We start from the raw sequence: 21,649 nt of genomic DNA on the forward strand, positions 1-21,649 counted from the left end.
TTCTACCCTCCTTGCGCCGCCCTGCGCTCTTGTTATCCTCTGTTTTGGGTCAAAAAACAGAACCAACACCACAAAACCCGCATTTTTAGGGGCTTTCTGCGTTTAGTTCTAAAATAACACAATCATCCTTTACAATGACAGTACCCACCTTGCCAGCTTCAATATCCGCAAGCATTCTCTTCCAGTCGGGTCTGTCAAAATTTGTGCCAGTCCATCCATCATCCGTGTAATGCTCAATATTCTCATATCCATGCTGTTCTGCATACTGCGTCAACATCCGCTTCTGATTGACGATACTGTTTGACTCTCCCTGCACCTCATCATCCTTTGAAAGTCGCTCGTATAAAGCTGTGATTTTAAATCTCTTATCCTTGATTTTCATTGCTATCCTGCTCCTTTGCGTTCTGAATATTTCCACTGCCTACTCTCAAAGTGTATTACATCCGTGAAATGTTTGGGTGGGCTGGTTGTTCCTTCTTTGACGGCAGCTTTCACTCGTTCAAAGGTCTGGCCTTCGGTAAGGGGCGGCAGTGCTTTGGCATCCTCGTCCTTGGTATCGTCCTCCGGTTTTTTCTTCAGGGAAGAAAGGTGTGCCTGTTCCACGGCCTTAAAACCGGGAACCGTAATGACACGCCCTTTGGCTGTAAAAGAAGTACCGCCGCAGTCCAGAACTGCGACGGTATCTTCATAAGACTGTTTTTCTCCCACAGCGCATAAGAGCCGCACCGTTACAAGGGTCAGGATATTGCGTTCACCGGCAGGCAGGGCGGCAAGGTCGGTGCTTTTTACCTGTCTGGTAGGAAGCAGAGCATGATGGTCGCTGACCTTGGCATTGTTGATGACACGGCCTGCATCAACAGTAAATGTTGGAATGGCAAACGGCAGAGCTGACGCCGCCAGTTCACAAAGGCCCGCAATCGTATCTTTCATATCCTCCGTCAAATAGTTGGAGTCAGTACGGGGATAAGTGAGTAGCTTTTTCTCGTACAATGCCTGGGCATAGTCTAAAACCTGCTGGGCGGTATATCCGAAAAGCCGGTTGCCGTCCCTCTGGAGGGAAGTCAGATCGTAGAGCTTTGGGAGCTGTGTGGATTTTTGCTTGCGCTCCACACGTTTGACCACCGCCGCCTGCGTGCTGCAGGCGGAAGCCAGATGATCGGCTGCTTTGCGGTTTTCGCATCGGTCACTGACGGCAGTAAATTTGCCGCAGTCTAAGACCACTGTGTAGAACTTTTCCTTTTTAAAATTGGAAATAGCAGCTTCACGTTCAACCACAAGAGCCAAGGTCGGGGTCATTACACGCCCAATGTTCAGGGTTTTCCGGTAGAGCGTTGAAAACAGACGGGTGCCGGAAATGCCCACCATCCAGTCCGCTTTCGCACGACACAGGGCAGCTTCATATAAAAGGTCGTAATCCCTGCCAGGGCGCAGGCTTTCAAACCCTTCACGAATAGCGGTATCCTCCATACTGCTGATCCACAGGCGTTCAATGGGCTTTTGGCACCCGGCATGGTCATAGACCAAGCGGAAAATAAGTTCCCCTTCACGTCCGGCATCCGTGGCACAGACCAGACTTTCCACGTCCGGACGGTTCATCAATGACACCAGCACTTCGTACTGTTCCTTTTTGTCCGGTGCTACAGCGTATTTCCAAACCTTTGGGATAATAGGCAGATCTTCATAGCACCAGTTGGAATAGCGGGCATCATAGGCATCAGCCGCCGCCAGCCCGATTAAATGACCGACACACCAGGAAACCACATAGCCGTTTCCCTGTAAGTATCCCTGCTCACGTTCTTTTGCTCCCAGCACGGCGGCAAGGCTCTGTGCCACACTGGGCTTTTCTGCAATCACTAATTTCAAGCGGTTTTCCTCCTTTCGCCTAACAGCTCCTTGTAGCAAATTCCCACACAGCGCCGCCCCTTGCCATAAGCACATCCATAGCAGGGCGAATCGGGGGCAGGTGCCGGTCTTGCCTCCGGTACCTGCCGCCCAGCGGGTTTCTGCTGCATCATTCGTTCCAGTCCGGGATTATTAGAAAACAAGGTCATCGTCGCCCTCGATAGGAATGTCCTCGTTATCCTCCTCATAAAGCCTGCGCTGTTCGGCTTCTTCTTCCTCGGACAATTCTTCATGGGATGTTTCCTCAAGCATGGCGGTTTCTTCGTCCTCATTGACCATCGGTTCCTCCGGCCCTTCAAACTCGAAATCGTCAATATCCTCTGCATCGTCCAGCTCATGCTTCGGCTTATAGACCTTGAAATAGTAGCCCAGGCCGCCAGCGGCCAGAGCGATCACCACAACTACCAGCATCATGCTGTTGCCGCCTTTTTCCGCAGGCTGTTCCGGTTCTTCCAAAGGGGTTTCCGGTTCAACAGGTTCTTCCGGTTCCTGTGTAACAGGCTCTGTCGGGGTCGTATCAACCGGTGCCGTTGTCTGGCTGTTTTCATCCTTCTGCGCCAGTGCCATCAGGTCACTTTCTGTCACGACATTCAGGAAATACACATTTTCGCCCTCACGCTGCTTGTCGATGATGAGATAGAAAATGTTTTCGTTGGGGGTGGTAATGGTGTAGAACTCCTTTCCCTCATCATCGGTAGCATTATCAACCACCGTAGCGTTGCCAGCAGGTGTAAAAGGATTTGCTTCGGTTTCTTCCTCCGTATCCGTTTCCGCAGCAGAGGCATCCTTTACCGTATCGGTCTTAGTAACGGTACTGCCGGTGCTGCCGGTAGGCTTGGCAGTCTGCCCGGTGGAAACTGTGCCGCCGCTTTGGGTCAAAGTGGTGCCGCTGCCGGAAGGTGTTACTGTGGTGGAAGGAGCAGTCGGAACCGTAGTGGTTCCAACAGAAGAATTGCCAGTGTCTTTCTCAGGTTCCTCATAATAAGGATTGTTGAGTTGCGTCATGCGGCTTTTATTGCCTGCATGGTCGATGGCCTGAATCGTGATTTTTTCGTAATCGTCGGCATAGTCCTTCAGCCTGATGTCCAATGTGCCATTGGTCAGCTTGGAGAAGGAATTGCCGCAGACGTAAATCTTATATACACCTGATAAATCATCGTTCGCTTCCACACGGAGCAGTTCATCATCAATCCCGACACGGACAGTCGGGGCTTCCCGGTCAAAGACTTCGATGTAACGATTCTTGGTATGCGCCTTACCGTTTTTATCGGTAACAGTCACATAAATGGTGCAGTTTTCAGAGATTTCCAGATACATCTTATCCGTATCAATCAGATCATCGGTCAGATCAATCCAGCTTCCTCCGCTATTGATCTTGGCTTTCACGTTTTCCCAGCCGGTTTCGTTTACGTCCTTGATACGGATTTCCACGTCAGCCTTATCGGTGTACCAGCCGTCCGATTCCAGAATGGAGATCGTAAACTTGGGGTCGGCCTGTTCCACACCCACACACGGGGTCAGGTCATTTTTGCAGATGGAGCAATCTGTATTGACCGCACCGGCAACGCACTTTTCCGTACAGGTGCAAGTTTCTGGTTCATCAGGTTCTTCCGGTTCCGTGGGTTCCACCGGCTCCGTAGGCTGATCGGGTTCGGTAGGAGGTTCCGTTTCTGCCGCTATGCCCACACACTGGGTCACATCCTGCAAGCAAAGGGTACATTCCTGATTGACAGCATCTGGCAGGCACAGATTGACACAAAGACAGCTTACCGGCTCCAGTGCTGCCGGTGGTGCGATGCACAAGTCCATATCAGCGGCACAGGCTGGGCACTGTGCATCATGGGCATCCTTCGTGCATTGCACTTCGCAGAAACAAGGCAGGTTTTCCGGCTCTGCCGTAATTCCGGCGCAATTCTCCGCAGTTTCTTTGCATACCGGGCATTCCAGGTTGGGCACTTCCTCCGTGCATTTCGTTTCACAGATGCAGGCCGCAAGAGCATCATTTCCCGACACCGTATCCACTTCTGTCGCATTTGCCGAAGCCATCCCCAAAAGGGGCACGGTCATAAGGAGCATGAAGAGCATCAGGCAGACAGACCCGATAAATCTTTTATTCCGTTTCGTATTCCACATTTTCATGGTTGGTTCCCTCGCTTTCCATAAAATCAGGCGTCCCGGCCTGAGAGGTGCGGAACGCCTTGATGAATGCTGCCAGTTCTTCCGGGTCTACATCCAGCCCACGAACCATACCGACAATCTCTGTGTTTTCCAGTTCTGTTTTCTGCTGTTCCAGTTCCCGGAGCCGGGTCTGCTGGGCAGCAATCTTGTTCTTGGTCTTGTCGATCTCCGACAAGACTTTCTGCAACTTAGGGTTCAATCGTAAGACCTCCTTTTTAATTCAATCGCCCGAAAGCGTAAAAATGCTGTGACCAGTAGCTGCTGTCAGTCCGTGCGTACTGGATCGGTGACCCACAATGGATCATCATATTGTCGCCAACGTATATTCCCACATGGCTCACAGGGCCGGATGAGTTATAAGTGCCCGTAAAGAAAATGATGTCGCCCGGTTTTGCTTCGCTTGGGGAGATGTGGGCACACTGGTTAAAGATGCCCTGGGCAGTGGTACGGGGCAGGTTGTGGACGCCGCTGTTGGTAAACACATAGCAGACAAAACCGCTGCAATCAAAGCTGGTGCTTGGACTGGAGCCGCCCCAGACGTAAGGATAGCCCAGGTATTTTTCTGCTTCTGTAATAAGAGCGGCAAATTCCGGGTCTGCCAGTGCTTCGCCCGGAATATCGTAATCCTCACCGGCGCTTTCATTGGCATAAATGTCATTTCCGAACAGATAAGGCTTATTGCCTTTCATGGAAAGAGTTGCCGCATAACGCTCTTTCTGTTCCTCCGTCAAGCCCTCCACGGCAACCGTGCCAAATCCTTTGTTCCGCAGGGTCACATAGAGAATTGTATACTCATAAGGGACTTCCACTTCATAGGTGTATTCCTCTGTGGTGGTTTCGCCGGTTTCCGGGTCAGTGCTGGTGGTCGTGCCGGTACGGGTTTCTGTCCGGTAGCGGATTTCCGCTACTTCACGGGTGGTCAGGCTGTACTGCTTTTCAAAGACTGCTTCCAGCTCCGCCTGCACCTGTTCAGGGGTAAAAGCGTCAAATTTGGCGGTCAGATAGGAAATCAGCTCATTGGGATTGTGGCCCACGCTGTCCACATCGTAGCGGTATTCGTCATAGCCGGAATACGTGCTTTCGATGTTCGCTAACTTCCGTTGCAGCTCGCTTTCCAGAGCGGTGTAATTAGCTTCCGTCTGGATAATGTCGGGATCTTCCGAAGTGTAGGAAGTGCCCAGGATGGAACCAATGGCTCCCTCCATCATCACAGAGCAGGAAGAAAGGGACGAGAACACCATAATAACCAACAATGCCAGAATGCCAAAGACCATAAGGCCGCCCTTGTGGTTCTTAACGGCATTTACAACCGCCTGACCTGCGGAGCTGATGACTTCCTTGGCCTTCTTGGTTGCCGCAACGCCCTGACCCGCGTTTTTCTGGGCTTTTCGGAACTCCTTGGCATATTGACGCTTGATACGCCGTTTCTGAAAGAAACTCTTGACCGTATTCTGCTGTAACTCTGGGTTGTCCCGAACAGTGGCACGAAAGGCAGCTTCCGCATTGGCCTTGTTTACCTTGACTTCCAGTTTCTCCACCCGTTTATAAGGAGCATTCAAATGGTGTTTCCTTGCTGCATGGGTGGCTGCGGTGGCGGCACCTTCAGCAGCCAGTTCCGTCCGGTGGGCAGCTTTGGTGCCGACGTTTTCTTCCTCCACCTGATGGAGCTTGGAATGGACGGCAGCGCTGGCACTCTGAGCCATGCGGCGGCTCGCTTTTTTCGGCAGGGCTTCCTTGCCACGCTTTTTCTCTACTTCCTCAAAGCGGAGCGTATGCTTCAGCTTGCTTTTTTGGGGGTCAAGTTCCTTTTGCAGACGCAATTTTTTCTTCTTGGGGATTTTCTTCTGCGCCTGTTCCAGCTTTTTGCCCAGGACTTCCGCCTTATGTTCCGCACGGGCGGCACGTTCCTCCGGGGTAAAAGTTAGCCGTTTACTGCGTTCTACATCGTCAGCGTCATAGATATTGGATTTTTTTCTCATGGCAGACCTCCTTATGCTGCCAAATCCGCAGGCTTCGTTGTCATGACTTTATAAAGCTGGGTATCCACCGGGAACTTATCTACAAACGGGATGATTTTATCCCCGAAGAACAGCAGGCCCTCACCGGCACCGCTGTTTGTGATGTGGGTCAATTCCTTTGGAGAAATCGCCAGACGCTGTGCCAGAATGTTTCGGTCACTGGCAGCCTGATTGAGCATCAGGATGAAATCACTGTTTTCCAGAATGTTTTCAATCTCCGGGCTGTCCAACAGATCTTTCACATTCTGCGTCAGGGCTGTCGGTATGCCATTCCATTTCCGGAATCTTTTGTAGATTTCGGCGGTATAGGCGGCTGTCTGCGGCTCCTTCAGGAGTAAGTGAAATTCGTCCAGGTAAATTCTGGTGGTTTTCCCTGCATAACGATTTACCGTGGTGCGCTGCCAGATGTTATTCTGAACGGTCAGCATACCCGGCTTTTTCAGGTTTTGCCCCAGGGCGCTGATGTTATAGCAGACCACCCGGTTATTGATGTTGACGTTGGTGCGATGGTTCAGATAAGACAGGGAGCCGGTCACATACAATTCCATCGCTGTGGCAAGTTCCTGTGCCTGGGGTTCCTGCTGTGCCCTCAGACAATCGTAAAGGTCGCCCAGAACCGGCATATTCTCCGGCACGGGGTTCTTGATGTATTCCCGGTAGACTTTGGGGATACAGCGGTCAATGACGGATTTCTCAATCGGCTTTAAGCCGCCCTGGGAAGCAGACAGGATCAGCTCACAGAAGGACATGATAAAATCCGCTTTCATCAACAGCGGGTTTTCACCGGTATCGGTGGAAAGGTCAATATCCATAGGGTTGATATAATCGTCACTGTCCGGGGCCAGCCGGATAATCTGTCCGCCAAGCTGTTCCACCAGCGAAGTGTATTCATTTTCAGCATCCAAAAACAGCAGATCGTCATTGGTATGCAGATACACATCGGCAGCCTCCCTCTTACACGAGAAGGACTTGCCAGAACCAGGAGTCCCCAGTACCACACCATTGGGACATTTCAGCTTCTTTCGGTCTGCCAGTATCATACGCCCGGTGGTAGCGTTCAGGCCGTAGTAGACGCCACCCGGCTGGAACACTTCACAGGCACGGAACGGCAAAAAGATTGCCGTCCCGCTGGTGGTAAGCCCACGCTGGATTTCCACCTGATTGATACCGATAGGCAGCGCAGACATAAAGCCCTGTTCCTGCTGATAATCCAAACGGATCAAATCGCAGTTGTGGGTGTTGGCGATGCCATTGGCAGAGTAAATCAGGTTCTCCAATTTCTGGCGGCTGGTGGCCGCATGGACAATCAGGATCGTGACCAGGAACATCTTTTCATCGTGGTTCTGCAAATCCTCCAGAAGTTTCTGGGCTTCTTTGCCGAAGGTAACAAGGTCAGGCGGCAGAATATCCATATCGAAACCGGAGCGCACGGCTCGTTTCTGTTCGTCGATCTTTGCCTTATCCAGATCACTCAGCTTACGCTTGACGGTTTTCAATGCGGCATTCTGGTCGAGAGCCTTGGCATGGATGCTGACGATCTGACTTCCTTCCATATTTAAAAGGTCGTTCAGCAGTGTGTCATAAATCTTGGTTGCCCGTATCTGCAAAAAAGAAACCGCACCGAAAGATGCTCCGCTGCGGAAGTAGCGCCCGTCCTTAAAGAAGAAGGAACTGGGAGCAATATAGTCTTTACTGGAAAGCCCGGTGTGGTTCAAGGAGTCCCAGTTGAAACGGAATTTACGGGTTTCCTCCAGATTCAGGCACTTATGCAGGGTGGCAAGGCGTTCATACCCACTCATGGAACGGGCTGCAACGTTCAGGGAACGGAAGTGGCCTACCACATCGTTATCAATCTGTCCCAATCGGGAACGGGCCTGCTTTACATCATCCGCTTCAATGGTATAGGTCAGGCAGATGCGCCGTTCATAACGGCTTTTGGAAACCTGACGCACCAGCATATCGCTGTATTCCTTACGGATAGCATCAAACTGGTCGCCCTTCGGATTGATGGCAAGCATCTTTTGATATTCGCTTAAGTCTGCCGGATAGCAGATGACGGAAAGTTCAAATCCCACCGCAGGGCCGAAATAATTGACCAACTTGCAGTACAGCTCAAACAGCACAGCCTTTTCATCGTCCGATGCTTCGGAGTAGTTGATGTCCTCGCAGAGAACACTTTTACTGTAAAGCCGGTTCGTGATGCGGCAGATGCCATCCTGGTACATTTCTTCGTAGGGAATGGTCTGCTGGGCTGTCAGGGCAATCTTACCTTCTTTTTTTGCCCTGCGGATTGCCTTTTCGACCCGCTTTTTGTCCGCAGGTGTCAGCTTGGTGTCGGGACGGATCACCAGATGTTCCCAGCCCACGGCTGTTCTTGCCAGTGGTTTTGTTCGGAATGGAAACAAGTTGTTCTACCTCCTTTTCATAGCGTTCCTGCCGCTCCAAAGCAGCAAAGCGATTCTGTGTCCGGTACGGTCTGGCTGCCGGTACAATCAGACGGACACGAATGATATTCTTCAGGATTTTCTCCAAAGGCTGGCCGTTCTTCTCATACAGACCAAAGAGCATGAATGGCGCAGCCAGGGCAATCAGCATAAGGAGCGCTATGTCGTTGCCCAAAGGCTGGCGCAGCAAAAAGTATGCGCCCACACCGGTCACTCCGGCCAGGGAAAAGCAGATGATCTGGCGTTTCGTCATGCCAAAGGCTACTTTATCCTTCACTTCGGTCAAATCCTTAGTTATGGTTACATAGGCCAATTTCAAACCTCCTATTTCTCAGATTAGTGGGCGTTCAGGATACTCTTTGCCACGGAGCCGGTCTTAAACAAACTGAAACACAATAGCACCGTGTATGCGGCGCAGCTCCAAATGGCTGAGTGCAAATCTCCGCCCAGCGTTAATGCGTTGACCAGTACAGCGTAAATTCCCAAACAGATCATAATGAGAAAGCCCTGCAAGCCGAGAGCGACAAGCCCACGCACATAGTTCGTTCCGATGTTGCCCCATTCACGGTTCATAAATGTGGCAAACGGCACCGGGCCAACACTGGCATAGATATAGATTTCAATCATACGGCCATAGAGAATGACCGTGATAATCAGGCCCATGGCTTTCATGGCAAAGGATACAATCCAGGTTTCCAGCATGAGTGCGAACAGATCACCCAGCTCCATTGCCTGGAGCTGGGTGGTAATATCCGCTATCGCTGTGGAAATATCAATGCTGGCGTTGGTGTTGATGACACCAGCGCTCCTTTGCACCATGGTCTGTGCGACATCGAAAATCGCTATGATGAAATCAAAGGTATGATTAACGATGATTGCCGCCGCTGCTGACTTGAAAGCCCACTTGAAAAAATCAAAGGTATCGACTTCGTGCATATTGTTCTTGTCGATAATCATTGAAATCAGCTCATACGTCAGGACGGCGGCTATTACAAGCCCCGCTAAGGGCACAACCACGTTCCGGGATAGCGATAAGATAATAGAAAAGACGTCGGAGTTCCATGTTTCCGGCGTCTTTCCCACCTCAGTTGCTATCGTGGCGACTTTTGTGTTCACATCGCTAAACATATTCGACAGATTGCCAGTGATGGCTCCGATTAAGAAGTCTTTCAGCCACTGTTCAATGGCGTCGATTATGCTTTGCATAAGCCGCTACCCGTGCCGATTAAACGGAGATCAGGGAAGAAAGCAGAGGCACAACCTTCAAGCCAAGCAGCATGACACCGCCACCGGCCATGAGCTGTGTTATCCCCAATTAGTAGGAACAATACAGCTTTCTGGCGGGCGGCGGCACGTCAAGAAATATATATGGAGTTTTTAAAGAACCTCCCCGGAGCGGGGAGCGGTCAGCCTGTGACCTGCTCCACTTCCGGTATGGGTTTGAGATTAAAATGAATTTCGATAGAAATGTGTCTTGTCTTATCGCTGCCTATGGTTTCATGGACAACGATTTCTTTAATCAGGCGGTTTAAGGTGGAAGCGTCCAGTTCGGTGATGTCCCGGTATTCCTGTATGGATTCCACCCACTGCCTTGCGTCCACGGCAAGCCGGATTTCATCGGCAAGGTGCTTCCTGCCTTTCTCGACTTTTGCCTTTAATTCCGCCTGTTCCTTCTGCGTCTTTTCCAGCAGGAGATTGAAGTTTGCGTCTGTGATTCGTCCGGCAACCATGTCCTCATAGAGCCGCAGCACCATCTTTTCCAACACTTCAATCCGTTCCTCGTCTTTGGCAAGGGTGCGCTCCATCGCTTCCCTCTGGCCTTTCTGCTCGGCTTCGCAGGTGTCGGTCAGCCGCCCGGCCACCGCTTCACTGTCGGTCAGGGCAGCGGCGGCGCACTCCCGGATTTTATTCAGCACAAGGGCATAGAGCGTGTCATAATCAATCCGGTGCTGGGTGCAGTGCTGTTTCCCAAAGGCATTGTAAGTCTTGCAGGAATAAATCCTCTGGGGGTGCTTGGCATTGGTGTAGCGGACAGTCAGGGACTTTCCGCACTCACCACATTTGAGAAGTCCGGCAAACAGGCTCGGCTCCCCGGACTGCCCCGGCCGCTGGCGGGATTTCAGCTTCTCCTGCACGATGGCAAAACTCTTTTTGTCCACCAGCGGCTCATGCGTCCCTTCCACCACAATCCAGTCCTCCGGCTTCTTGTCCCGGATAGTGCCGATTTTAAAGCGGTACTCGGTCTTTTGGGAAGCGATTGCGCCGGTGTAGACGGGGTTCATCAGGATTTCCTTAATCACTGTAAAATCCCAGATGTACCGCCCATTCTCCGGGTCTTTCTTCTCCCATTTGGTGCGGATGTTCCTGTGCCCACGCTGCCGGTTCCACCATGTGGGGCAGGGGTGCTTTTCTTCCTCCAGCCTGCGCCGGATGTAGTTGGGGCCGTGCCCGTCCAGCGCATACCCGAAAATCAGCCGGACAACCGGGGCGGTTTCCTCGTCTACCAGCAGGCGGTTCCTGTCCTCCGGGTCTTTTTTGTAGCCGAAGGGGGCAAGGCAGCCGGTGAACTGGCCTTTCTGGGCTTTCAGCACATAGGAAGAATGGACTTTCTTGGAAATATCCTTGCTGTACATCTCATTCAGGATATTTTTGAAGGGCGCAATGTCGTTGTTGTCCCGCATGGTGTCGATACCGTCATTCATGGCGATATAGCGCACGCCGTTCCTTGGGAAGAAGTCCTCGATAAGCTGCCCGGTCTGCAAGTAGTTCCGCCCTAACCTTGATAAATCTTTCGTAATGACAAGGTTTATCTGCTTCCGCTCAATGGCCTTCAACATCCGTTTCAGGTCGGGGCGTTCCATGTTCAGGCCGGTGAAGCCGTCGTCCTGATAGACTGCCGCAACCTCCCATCCCTGCTTTTCACAGAACTTTTCCAGCATATCCCGCTGGTTTGCGATGCTGGCACTCTCGCCCTGAAGGTCATCGTCTTTCGAGAGCCTGCAATAGATAGCTGCCCGGAATCCCCCGGCAAGCGCCGTGCCAATCACGTCATAATCTAATCCGTTCATCATAACCGTTTACCCACACAATCCAGACGGAACACGGTCACTTTGAACCTCGTCTTTATTATATCTCATTTCTTGCGTTTTAGCAAGATATTCTTTATCTGTTTTTCTGGTGTGTTTCTGTGCGATAAGGCTCACGAAAACGTCCGTAGCGTCCAGTTCGCCGTCAAATACTGTGGTGACATGAATCTCTGTTTTATTTTTCGCCATAGGCAGTTGTCCTCCATACATGAAATAAGCCAGACAGGGGATAGCGGCAACGAAGTCCGGCAACGGGCTTCAAAAAACCTTGGAGCTAATCCTTGTCTGGCAGTTGGGTTATTTTATACTTTTTCTTTTATTTTTCTGTTGCTTTGGTTGTTAAAGGGGAGAAAAGCCCGCAGTTACGGGATTTTTCCCGGCAACCGGGTCGGCAACGGGATAGCAACGGAGTGTGCAACGGGCTGTCCCTGCCCGGATTTTTTCAGAATGGAAGCTCCATCTGTTCCGGCACCGGCGTAAATCCTTCCGGGATTTTTTCCGTCCCGTTGCCGCTGTCCGTTGCCGGTTCTGTCCGTGCGTTTTCCCGTTCCCATCCTTTCTGCCTGCCGTACCCGGCAAACATCCGGGGGTTGGAGAAATAATTCCAGCCAGTGATGCACTGGTTCATTATCTCGTTGATTTCCCGTATCTCCCATTGTTTCGGCTCGTCAAAGTCATGGTTCAGGGCTTCTTTGTAAAGCTGTTTGGAGCAGACGGTATCGCCGGGGTAGCTGTCAAGGAAAGCCTGTATCATACCGGCCTTGGTGTCCTCCGGCATGAAGTCCCGCTGGTGTTCCTTTAAATGGCGCACCATTTCCGGGCTGAATGTCAGCTTCCACCTGCCGCTCCTGTAAATCTCCATCGCTTCCGCCCATACCTGATTCAGATAGGCTCTGGAAGCGGCTTCGTCCTCTAAAATGTGTGTTTCCGCCTGTTCCGGGCATACCTGTATAGGAATGAAGCGGCGGTTTCCTGAACGGTCAAGGGGCAGGAAGTCAAGGGCATTGGATGTCCCGCCGAACACGCACTGCCTTGGACGGTCTGCCGGGTGGGTTTCATAGGGTATCTTGTAGACTTCCTTCTGGCGGCTCAAAAATGACTTGATTTCCTCTATGCTCCTGGCGTTTGCGGTGGCAATCATCTCCGACATCTCGATTATCCAGTGGCCTTGGAGTTTGCGGTATACGTTGTCATCGTCCAGCTTCCGCAGGTCATCGGAGAACCACTCGTCTTTGACTGCCAGCAGGCGGAAGAAGGTGGACTTCCCGGCTCCCTGCCCGCCCACCAGACAGAGCATGACTTCAAACTTGCAGCCGGGGGAAAATGCCCGGTGGATGGCTCCCAACAAAAACAGGCGCAGGGATTGGAAAGTATACTCGTCCTCACCGGCTCCCAGAAAGTGACGCAGGCAGGAGCGTATCCGTTCGGTTCCGTCCCATGTCAGGCCGTTTAAATAATCCCGGACAGGGTGGTAGCTGTTCTCATCGGCGGCAAGGGCGGCGGCGTCCTGTATCTTTTTCTCGCTTGTCAGGCCATAGGTCTTTTCCAGATACAGCCGGATATATTTCATGTCCGTGTCGGTCATGGGGCTTCCGGCAGTTCTTTTGTAGCCGATTGGCTTTAAAATATCGGTGCGGTCGGTCAGCAGGTTGTAGGCAACCGCCCCGGAAAGGAGCGGGTCGCACTGGAACACGGTCAGGCAGTTGCTCATGCTGTTGCGGAAGCCGCCTTTTTCGGTGGTTTCCAGCATGGCCTTCACTTCCTCAACGCTCCGGGGCGGCTCTGCGCTGTCTGCCATGTTCGCTGTTTCCTGCCGTATCTGGGGCGGTAAATTCTGCCATCCGTCTTTCAAGGTTCCTCACTTCCTTTCCGTGTCCTGTGATAAGGGCTGCCCGCTCCTGAATGTCCCCGGAGAGAAGCACGTCCATCAGGTATTCCACCCGGCTCATGTTCTGCAGGGCTTCCACAAACCGGGGGTTCCACGCTTCATCCGGCTGGCGTGGGGCGTATTCCTCCTTCCAGCGGCGCAGGAGATGGTAATAGTCGGACAGCACCCGGAAGCAGTGCCGCTCCATGTGCCTGAATTTCTGTTCCTCCGTTTCTTTTCGCAAGCGTGGCCTTATGGGCTGCTTTTTGCCGTTCCTCCCATCCTCATAAGGGATAGAGAAGTCCTGTGCCAGCATAAGGGCGGCTTCTTTGCTGCTGATACCATGGAGCCGGGAAACAAAATCTATCACGTCCCCGGTGGCTCCGCAGCCGAAACAGTAAAAGCGGCGGTCAACCTTCATGCTTGGGTTCTTATCGTTGTGGAACGGGCAGACGCACATCCCGTTCCGGTTTACTTTGATTCCATAACGCTCCGCAGCCTGCCTTGTGGTGACGGACTGCTTCACGGCTTCAAATACGTTCAATAGGCGTTCCCTCCTGATAATGAAAAAGGCACCTGCCAGCGATTTCAAATCACAAAACAAGTGCCTGTTTAAAGTTCCATATTCTGTTGTTTCTGTGTCCGGGGCGGCTTCTGTGTCCGGGGCGGCTTCTGTTTCCCTGCCTGCTCCTGCCGGATGCGTTCCTGCCGCCCTTTCAGGCTCTCCTGTACGGATGGTTTCTTCCCCGGCTCGGCGGTCTGGCGGTACTGCTCGGATGGCAAAACCTGATTCAGCCAGTGGCGCACGTCACGCAGCACCTTCACATCTGCCTGAACCGCTTCCAGTTCCTTCTTTTGTCCGGGCAGGGCGGCGGCAAGCTGTTCCCGTTCCGCTTCCAAATCTTTGCGGGAGTAGGAATTGCCTTTCAGGTTGGCTTTCAAATACCGGATGGCGGCATTATAAGCGTCCAGTTCCTCCCGGTGGCTCTCCGCAAACTTCTCCTTTTTCTTCTTCCAGCCGATGGCGGCATACTCCGCATGGACTGGCTTGGCGGCTTCGTATTTGTCAATGTAGGAGAGCATGGTATTGATGGCTTTTATCCGCTTCTCGCTTTTTTTCATGCTCCCCATGACGGAAACAGCGGTCTGGCCGATTTCATCCAGCCGGGTGTCAAGGCTCTCCACGGTGGAGATTCCCTTTTTCCGCAGGAAGTCCATCGCCGCCTGCACTTTATTGTAATCGGCAACGGTTCCTTTCAGCTTCCCTCTGGAAGTCCAGTCGGCACGTTCCCCACTCCGCTGTTCCAGATACCGGAATAACAGTTCCGGGAGTGTCGGCTCCTTCGCCTGCTCCAATGCTTCCAGTAATACAGCCTTTTTCTCTTTTAAGTCAGACAGCCATCCCTTTAGGCTCCGTACCATCTGCCGGATGGACTGCATGAGCCGGTTGGCGGTTTTGATGTCCCGGTTCAGATTGCCGATGTTGGTCTGGATTCCTTTCTTCTCCATCTGGCAGGCGGCCGCTCCCATGTGGACGGTAGGGATTTGGTCAATCCCCTGTCGGGCATAGGAGCGCAGGTCAAGCCGTTCCGGGCGGTCATTGGCTTCCAGATAGCGGTTGGCCGTGTCCGCCCATCCCTGCCGCCAGATTTCGGCGTACTTCCGGTTGTTCCAGTCTACTGTGTTCTCCTTATGGCTTTTCCATCTGCCGGACGCAAGCCGGATGCGCTCCCCGTTCTTGTCAAGGTCGTACACTTTACGGCTCTTGGGGAGCCATTTGCCTTTTTCGTCCATCGCCCGCATGGTGAGCAGGATATGGGCGTGTGGGTTGCCGTCCCCCTTGTCATGGATGGCAAAGTCGGCAATCATGCCTTTGGAAACAAAAAACTCCCGGCAGTAGTCACGGATAAGGTCGGCGTACTGTCCCGGCGGGATTTCCCTTGGGATGGCAAGCACGAATCTCCGGGCAAGCTGGGAGTTCCATTGTTTTTCCTGCGCTTCGGCTGAGTTCCATAAAGTATTGCGGTCTGCAAACTCCGGCGGCACATGGGGCGGGAGCATGATTTCTTTGTGGGTGACTTCGTTCTTGTAGGGATAGTATTTCTGTTCCTGGTCATATTCAGAGAACAGCTTCTCGCCGCTCTGGTAGGCGGCGGCAGAAACAGCGGATTCATTGTTGCTCCGCTTGATGATGGTGATTTTACAATGCGGGCATGGCAAGAGTACGTCCTCCTTTCTCCCGGATTCGGGGCAAAAAAATAGCAGGATACCTTTTCAGATTTCCTGCTTGGGTGTGCCGTTGATGGGCGGCGGGTTATTTAATTTTTTAATAGTTTGTCAATTCGACAAATTGAAATTGAATTTATAATTTCCCTGCAAATATCTCTGCATCAATAGTGATTTCTTTTGTTTTTTTTAAATCTATTCCATCTTTATTTACACAAAACAGTAGTGGAGTCATATCCGCAAAGGTTTTTATTTCCTCGGATGTCATTGTATACGTTGCTGAAACTTTCTTGTGATAAACAACGGAATACTTCTTTTGGAAATAATCTACGACAGCCGCATTAGAATATTGATTGCTTTTCAATTGTTCTTTTGCCGTCTCTCGAAGCTCCTTAAGATGAGCATTTCCCGGAATTACCTTAATTACATAACCGCCTTCTTTCAAAACTCTGTTAAATTCGGAATAGTTAGCAGGAGTAAAAATATCTAATATGCAATCTATCCTTTTGTCTTTTATGGGCATTTCTTCCAAATTTCCCACAAACCATTTGATAGAATTACTGAAATCACTTTTTGCTGCAAGCTGAACAGCATCTTTAGAAATATCAAATGCAATAATTTCTTTATCACCTGATACTTCTTTTATCTGCTTTGAATAATATCCTTCACCGCAGCCAATATCAAGTATTGTATCAATGCTGCTAAAGCTTTTTATAAGCTGCACCACTTCATTCAGGATATGTGAATAATAGCCTTTTTCTAAAACCTCCCGCCTAATTTGAAAAGTCTCTCTGCTATAATGTTTTGAAGATTTTGTTCCTACAGCAAAGTTCACATAACCCGTTTTTGAAATATCGAAACAATGATGATTAGAACAAAATAAACTTTTTTGTTTCAATTTTAAATCTGTTTTACATATAGGACATTGAAAAACTTTTTCACTGTCACTAAATCTAAGTATTTTATTCATTATTCCCTCCGTTATTATATTACTTGCCCAATAAGCGAGCTATGCAATACGGATTCACCGCAACATAACCCGCGGTGTTATCTTAATCTCATATGCGCTGTCATATTCTCACCTCCAAACTCCGATTTGTCACCGGCTCCATTATACGCTATCTCATAAAAAAAGTATAGCCGAATTTCAGCAAACTTGTCAGATGGAAACAACTTGCAACGCAAGATAATTCCGGGCGGCAAGTCCACAAAGGGGTAGCTGGCGTAAGCCAGCGCAGGGGAAGGGTAACTTCCCCTGTGATGATTGGAGCAGATTGAAAATCTACGGAAATCATCTGCTGTCCGCAGGACGCCTCCGGCAGGGCGCAATGCACCACTTCCCGAAGTGGTGTATAATTGCGCCCTCTTTCAGAGGGGGAAGCCACGCTTACCGCTCTGGAAGCTATTATGACCGTTCCCGGTCTGGCTCTTTTCTCTTGGAATGGGGCGTTTTCTCCCTCGTCTGCGCCTTTGCTTCCGCCAGCCTGCGCCGGATTGAATTGTCCCGCTTCTGGATAAACCGCTGTCTGGTGTCAGCGATAAAGCGGCGGCACTCCGGCTCCGGGATAGCGTCCAGCTTTCGGATTGTGCTTTCCACAATCTCCCTCGCCTGCCTGTCACGAATGACCGGCACGATTTCCCGAAGTCCGGCAAGAGTTTCCTGTTTCGTGGCGGCGGCGTACTGGTAAACCATAGCCAGCTCGTCCTTTGAAAATTTCACATTCATTCCGTGTCCTCCTTTTCTGTGCCGGTTCCGGCAAATATCTGTTCTATGAGCTGCCGGGTGCTGTCCCGATGAAAGAGCAGCTTCAAGAACAGTTTGACCTGTTCCTCCGGCAAAAGCTCCGGGTGGGGCAGGTATCTTTCCAACTCCGCCCCTCTGGTACAGAGCCGGTGCGTCCGCTCTTTTCGGGTCAGCGTCTTTATCTGGTGTTCCAGAATCTTTTCCTCATGCTGCGCCCTCCGCAACTTTGCTTCGGTTTTCTCTATTTCCTGATTGAGTTTTTCCAGCTTTTCACTCATAGCGTCAGCCCTCCGTTCTGGGAATGAGTACATATATCTTGTTCGGCTCCCCAAAGCCTTGACGCACCCGCACAATCAGTCCGGCAGCTTCCAGCTCGTTTAAGGAACGCTTCACGGTCATGGTGCTGCGGGAGAGCGCCGCCGACAATTCCACAATCGGGAAACAGATAAATAAAATCCCGTTCATGTCCTCTATGCCATTTGCCAGAACATCGTCCAGCATACGGGCGTACATGATTTTTGCGGTGCTGCTGATCGGGAGCCGCAGCATGGCTCTCGGCAGAGGCATACTGGGCGGCAGGGGTGTGTCAATCGTCATAAATTCATATTCCATTCAGTTGGTGTCCTCCTTTTTCTGTTTTGAGCGTTTGGAAAGATAGCGGGGGCAAGCCACAATGACCGCCCGGAAGCTCTGCTTGCAATCATGCTGGCATTTCCGGCAAAGCTCGTTGTAGCTCCTGCGTCCACGCTCGTTTAAGAAGAAAGCAAGCTCTTTCTTCAACTTCTTTGACATTCTCGGCATAGTGCCTCCTTAATGAAAAATCCGCCCATGCTGGCGGTAACAGCCGCCGGTGGACGGATAGCAGATTTTTGTGTTGCATTTCGGGGCGATTTTCAGGGAAATTCAAGCCATAGAGCCGCCCGAAAATCCCCCGTGGTATTACGGGCAGGGTAGGCTATACCTTGCCCGATTGTTGGTTTTTGGTATCGTTTTGGTGTCCATTTTGCCGGTTCTCCCCGGTGTCGTTCCTGCCCCCGATTCTCACGGCGGCGTTTCGCTCCCCTTGGTACGCTCGCTGCGGTCAGGGTTCCTCCATTTCCCTGCCGCAGGTCACGGCGCTACATCTCCGGGGCGCATATCCCACACAAGCCGGTCATTCGGTTGAATTGATTCACCGATGAACTACTTGTATGATAGAACATTTTTGTACCCTGCTCCGTATATCCATAAAGTAGGAAATCCAGCTGAAAATCGAAAATTTCCACGTTCTCGGAAATGGTGTGGTATAATCTTTAGAGAGCGGCGGGGGAGCCGCCGGAAAGGAGCCATTCGCCTATGAAATCACGCCTTAGCATACAGGAACGGCTAAAGGATTTACGCACAGAGAGAAAGCTGAAGCTGGAAGAACTATCAAACCTGACCGGCATTTCAAAGTCTGCCCTTGGCAGCTATGAAGCGGACGATTACAAAGAAATCAATCATGGCAACCTCGTTATTCTGGCGGACTTCTACGGGGTGTCCCTTGATTACCTGCTGTGCCGGACAGAAAACAGGGAGCAGGTAAACACGCCCTTAATGGAGCTGCACCTGAATGATGAAACAGTGGAGCTTTTGAAAAGCGGCAAAATCAATAACCGTCTGCTCTGTGAGATTATCACCCACGGAAAGTTTGAGCGGCTGATGACCGATACGGAAATTTACATAGACGGTCATGCGACCGCCCGCTTCCGGGATATGAACGAAGGGCTGGAAGAACAGCGGCTTGCCCTCATTCAGAAGCACCGCTATGTGGACGGGGATTTATATTCGGAAACGCTTCTTGCCGCCCAATTAGAGGAAGAAGATTTTTTCTGCCATATAACGCATAAAACATGGGATTCCATTCTCCACGATATACGGAAAGCCCATGAACACGACATTGACAGCACGCCGGATTTCTCCCTCGCAAAGAAAATGGCGCAAGATATTCAAAACGCCCTGAAATTCCCCGGCGACCACCTGACAAAAATCTGGAAAGTCATTTTAAATATGCTGGGTATCGACTTTGACAAGCTGCCCCCTGATGAGCAGAAAGTCTTGAAAAAAGTGCTGGCAAAATCGCCGGTCATTAAAAACAATCCTTTGAATTTCCGGCGCAGGAGAAAATAAAAACTGCCGTTGTTGGAATTGCGGTTCCTGCAACGGCAGCGCCTTTATTCGCTGACATATTCTATATCAATCCTGAAATCCCCGCTGTCATAGCTGACAGCCAGCCCATAGCTTCCGATTTGAAGCGTTTCCTCGTCCTTGACCGGATAAAAGGCTTTTTGTTCTGCGTCAAAAAGAACAACTTCCTCCAATAGCTGCCCGTCAATCGTGTTTAGAATCTCCCTGATACAATCGTCACAAAAAACAGACTTCATCTTGTGGGCGCTGACAATCCGCCGCCCCCGGAAAATCTCTGCATAGCCGTCTTGTTCTCCCGGATATGATGTTACATGAATACTCGCTTCGCTGATTTCATCATAACCAAAGGACAGGCGCATACCGCCGTATTCATCATCCGGGCTTTCGTCTGTGTGATACACGTCAAGGGAATAGGTTTCTCCTGTATTGACACAAACAAGAAATGCCTGTGCCGGATAGCTTTCCTGGCAGGTGGGGCAGCTCTCGGACGTGTTCGGAATGTACTGTATCAAATTCTCCATATCCCTGCCGTATTCACTGAATACCAAATCATGGCGGATAGTCTGGGCTATCTCGTCATACTCGTCCTCGGTGGCGGTGGCAAAGTAGGTTGCTATCATATTTAGTGTTTCTTCCACGTCCTGCTCATACTGGCGGTTGTTACGGATATTCCCGATTGCAATTCCAGCCATACATAGAACCGCCGTGAACGCACACATAAGAAATGAGCCGCACCAGATACTTTGCTTATCTGACCGGCTTAGGTGTTGTGTGGAATCTTCCTCGTCCTCATAAACGAACCAAAATTCCCGCCATGTTTCCTTTACTTTTTCCCACATTCTTTTCATCTCATGCCCTCCGTTTAGCTATTAGCTAATATAACATAGTCTAACAGAATCTATGATAAATGACAATCATATTATAGGCTTATGGTGTACAAAATAATAACTGACAGCTAACAAACGGGTGGTGGCAATGGAGAGAAAAGGATTAGGAAAGCGTATCAATGAGGTACGAAAAGACCGGGGCTTTACCGCAGACAAGCTCTCGGAATTATGCAATATCAACGCAACGTATCTTCGCCAGATTGAGGGCGGTGTGAAAATGCCCAGTCTGCCGGTATTCATAGATATTTGTAACTCCCTGCGGATTTCCCCTGATTATCTGCTTCAAGATGAATTGGAAGAAAACGAAATCAGCAAAATCAAGGAGCTGGAAGCACTCTGGAAAGACGTGTCGCCCAGCAAACAGGAGCTTGCCGTTGCTATGATAAAAGCGGTGTTGGAGCATAATGAACAGTAGGACAGCCAGCCGGTTCCGGCTGGCTGAATTGTTTTTTGTTTAAATGATATAGAAAAGCCCAGAACGGGCAACTTCACAGCTTCCCGCTCCGGGCAATATCCTTTTATTCTATGTTAAGAGGTGCCGTTATCCCTCGATGGCAATGTATTTCTTTTTTTCAGCTTCCGGTTCTTTCGCTTCTTCTTTTGGAATGTTAATCTTCAATACCCCGCTTTCATATTTTGCATGGATATCGTCCTCTTTCACATTCTCGCCGATGTAGAAAGAACGGCTCATACTGCCTGCATAACGTTCCTGACGTACAAATTTGCCTGTTTCTTTTTCCTTCTCATCCTTGTCAAGGCCCTTTGCGGCGCTGATTACCAGATAGCCGTCCTTCAGTTCCAGAGTAATCTCATCCTTCTTGAAACCAGGCAGGTCAATATCCACCTCATAATGGTCATCGTGCTCCTGCACATCCGTCTTCATCATTTTTGCTGCATGGTGCCCGTATAACTTCCGCTCTGCTTTACGCATTGCTTTATCATCAAATGACGGGAACCCCCAAAAATCATCAAAAACATCATCAAATAAGTTTTCACCAAAAACACTAGGTAACATCATAAGTCATCGCTCCTTTTTTAATGTTAAAACCGAATTGTCAATCAGAACCAAGAATACTTGGGAAGAAATCGGAACCTCTCATCTGTTCCGTTTCCCTTTCCTTTGTTCTATCT

At 50.5% G+C, this 21,649-nt stretch carries 22 protein-coding genes and 1 pseudogene; 2 read left to right on the plus strand and 21 right to left on the minus strand.

Features of this window, described 5'->3' with window-relative positions; genetic code table 11:
• Positions 1–124: 124 nt before the first annotated feature.
• From FYJ45_RS11850 to FYJ45_RS11945, 19 genes and pseudogenes are all read right to left on the minus strand, one after another.
• Positions 125–382: pseudogene (locus tag FYJ45_RS11850) on the minus strand (recombinase family protein); the annotation flags it as partial.
• A gap of 2 nt (positions 383–384) precedes the next feature.
• Complete coding sequence (locus FYJ45_RS11855) at positions 385–1,854, minus strand: DNA topoisomerase (protein WP_321170230.1); 1,470 nt, start codon at positions 1,852–1,854, stop codon at positions 385–387.
• Positions 1,855–2,034: 180 nt separating this feature from the next.
• Positions 2,035–4,041 carry a CD1107 family mobile element protein gene (locus tag FYJ45_RS11860; protein ID WP_154464755.1) on the minus strand — a complete coding sequence of 669 codons (2,007 nt, stop codon included), beginning with the start codon at positions 4,039–4,041 and terminating at the stop codon, positions 2,035–2,037.
• The gene (locus FYJ45_RS11865) at positions 4,013–4,279 is read right to left on the minus strand and encodes a DUF4315 family protein (RefSeq protein ID WP_154464756.1); all 267 of its coding nucleotides are present in this window, start codon (positions 4,277–4,279) and stop codon (positions 4,013–4,015) included. Before FYJ45_RS11865 ends, FYJ45_RS11860 begins: the two co-directional genes overlap by 29 nt.
• Before the next feature lie 16 nt (positions 4,280–4,295).
• Positions 4,296–6,059, minus strand: coding sequence for a CD1108 family mobile element protein (locus FYJ45_RS11870; protein ID WP_154464757.1), 1,764 nt, complete (start codon positions 6,057–6,059; stop codon positions 4,296–4,298).
• An 11-nt stretch (positions 6,060–6,070) separates the two neighbouring features.
• Positions 6,071–8,464, minus strand: a complete 2,394-nt coding sequence (locus FYJ45_RS11875) for a VirB4-like conjugal transfer ATPase, CD1110 family (protein ID WP_276891485.1) — start codon at positions 8,462–8,464, stop codon at positions 6,071–6,073.
• Positions 8,364–8,855, minus strand: a complete 492-nt coding sequence (locus tag FYJ45_RS11880) for a PrgI family protein (protein WP_154464758.1) — start codon at positions 8,853–8,855, stop codon at positions 8,364–8,366. The genes FYJ45_RS11875 and FYJ45_RS11880 overlap by 101 nt, the downstream gene beginning before the upstream one ends.
• Before the next feature lie 23 nt (positions 8,856–8,878).
• Positions 8,879–9,748 carry a VirB6/TrbL-like conjugal transfer protein, CD1112 family gene (locus tag FYJ45_RS11885; protein WP_154464759.1) on the minus strand — a complete coding sequence of 290 codons (870 nt, stop codon included), beginning with the start codon at positions 9,746–9,748 and terminating at the stop codon, positions 8,879–8,881.
• 19 nt (positions 9,749–9,767) lie between these two features.
• Positions 9,768–9,857, minus strand: a complete 90-nt coding sequence (locus FYJ45_RS33150) for a Maff2 family mobile element protein (RefSeq protein WP_408609495.1) — start codon at positions 9,855–9,857, stop codon at positions 9,768–9,770.
• Positions 9,858–9,948: 91 nt separating this feature from the next.
• Complete coding sequence (locus FYJ45_RS11895; protein WP_044478882.1) at positions 9,949–11,613, minus strand: recombinase family protein; 1,665 nt, start codon at positions 11,611–11,613, stop codon at positions 9,949–9,951.
• A gap of 6 nt (positions 11,614–11,619) precedes the next feature.
• Positions 11,620–11,817 (minus strand): hypothetical protein, encoded by a 198-nt coding sequence (locus FYJ45_RS11900; RefSeq protein WP_070470237.1) that lies wholly within the window; start codon positions 11,815–11,817, stop codon positions 11,620–11,622.
• A gap of 253 nt (positions 11,818–12,070) precedes the next feature.
• Positions 12,071–13,426, minus strand: coding sequence for a virulence-associated E family protein (locus tag FYJ45_RS11910; RefSeq protein ID WP_072853254.1), 1,356 nt, complete (start codon positions 13,424–13,426; stop codon positions 12,071–12,073).
• A complete protein-coding gene (locus FYJ45_RS11915) occupies positions 13,392–14,039 on the minus strand; it encodes a CHC2 zinc finger domain-containing protein (RefSeq protein ID WP_044478888.1) in 648 nt (215 codons plus the stop codon). Before FYJ45_RS11915 ends, FYJ45_RS11910 begins: the two co-directional genes overlap by 35 nt.
• A 68-nt stretch (positions 14,040–14,107) precedes the next feature.
• Positions 14,108–15,715: a MobQ family relaxase gene (mobQ, locus tag FYJ45_RS11920; RefSeq protein WP_070470244.1), complete on the minus strand. Its 1,608-nt coding sequence runs from the start codon at positions 15,713–15,715 to the stop codon at positions 14,108–14,110.
• Positions 15,716–15,857: 142 nt separating this feature from the next.
• Positions 15,858–16,691: a methyltransferase domain-containing protein gene (locus tag FYJ45_RS11925; protein WP_002592690.1), complete on the minus strand. Its 834-nt coding sequence runs from the start codon at positions 16,689–16,691 to the stop codon at positions 15,858–15,860.
• A gap of 435 nt (positions 16,692–17,126) precedes the next feature.
• A complete protein-coding gene (locus FYJ45_RS11930) occupies positions 17,127–17,447 on the minus strand; it encodes a transposon-transfer assisting family protein (protein WP_070470246.1) in 321 nt (106 codons plus the stop codon).
• Positions 17,444–17,743, minus strand: a complete 300-nt coding sequence (locus FYJ45_RS11935; protein WP_070470249.1) for a DUF3847 domain-containing protein — start codon at positions 17,741–17,743, stop codon at positions 17,444–17,446. The genes FYJ45_RS11930 and FYJ45_RS11935 overlap by 4 nt, the downstream gene beginning before the upstream one ends.
• A 4-nt stretch (positions 17,744–17,747) precedes the next feature.
• Positions 17,748–18,077 (minus strand): DeoR family transcriptional regulator, encoded by a 330-nt coding sequence (locus FYJ45_RS11940; RefSeq protein WP_070470252.1) that lies wholly within the window; start codon positions 18,075–18,077, stop codon positions 17,748–17,750.
• Positions 18,078–18,266, minus strand: coding sequence for a hypothetical protein (locus FYJ45_RS11945; RefSeq protein ID WP_083283837.1), 189 nt, complete (start codon positions 18,264–18,266; stop codon positions 18,078–18,080).
• A 534-nt stretch (positions 18,267–18,800) separates the two neighbouring features.
• Here FYJ45_RS11945 and FYJ45_RS11950 point away from each other — a divergent pair.
• Positions 18,801–19,613, plus strand: a complete 813-nt coding sequence (locus FYJ45_RS11950) for a helix-turn-helix domain-containing protein (protein ID WP_070470257.1) — start codon at positions 18,801–18,803, stop codon at positions 19,611–19,613.
• A 44-nt stretch (positions 19,614–19,657) separates the two neighbouring features.
• Here the strand turns inward: FYJ45_RS11950 and FYJ45_RS11955 are convergent, their stop codons facing one another.
• Positions 19,658–20,479, minus strand: a complete 822-nt coding sequence (locus FYJ45_RS11955) for an RING finger protein (protein WP_070470260.1) — start codon at positions 20,477–20,479, stop codon at positions 19,658–19,660.
• Between the two features lie 127 nt (positions 20,480–20,606).
• On the opposite strand from FYJ45_RS11955, the gene FYJ45_RS11960 reads away from it, so the two are divergent.
• Positions 20,607–20,933 carry a helix-turn-helix domain-containing protein gene (locus tag FYJ45_RS11960; RefSeq protein WP_070470262.1) on the plus strand — a complete coding sequence of 109 codons (327 nt, stop codon included), beginning with the start codon at positions 20,607–20,609 and terminating at the stop codon, positions 20,931–20,933.
• Positions 20,934–21,059: 126 nt separating this feature from the next.
• Here FYJ45_RS11960 and FYJ45_RS11965 read toward each other — a convergent pair whose 3' ends face one another.
• Complete coding sequence (locus tag FYJ45_RS11965) at positions 21,060–21,536, minus strand: Hsp20/alpha crystallin family protein (RefSeq protein WP_070470264.1); 477 nt, start codon at positions 21,534–21,536, stop codon at positions 21,060–21,062.
• Between the last annotated feature and the right edge of the window lie 113 nt (positions 21,537–21,649).

The organism is Eisenbergiella porci (assembly GCF_009696275.1).
In the GTDB taxonomy this organism is placed as follows: Bacteria; Bacillota; Clostridia; order Lachnospirales; family Lachnospiraceae; genus Eisenbergiella; species Eisenbergiella porci.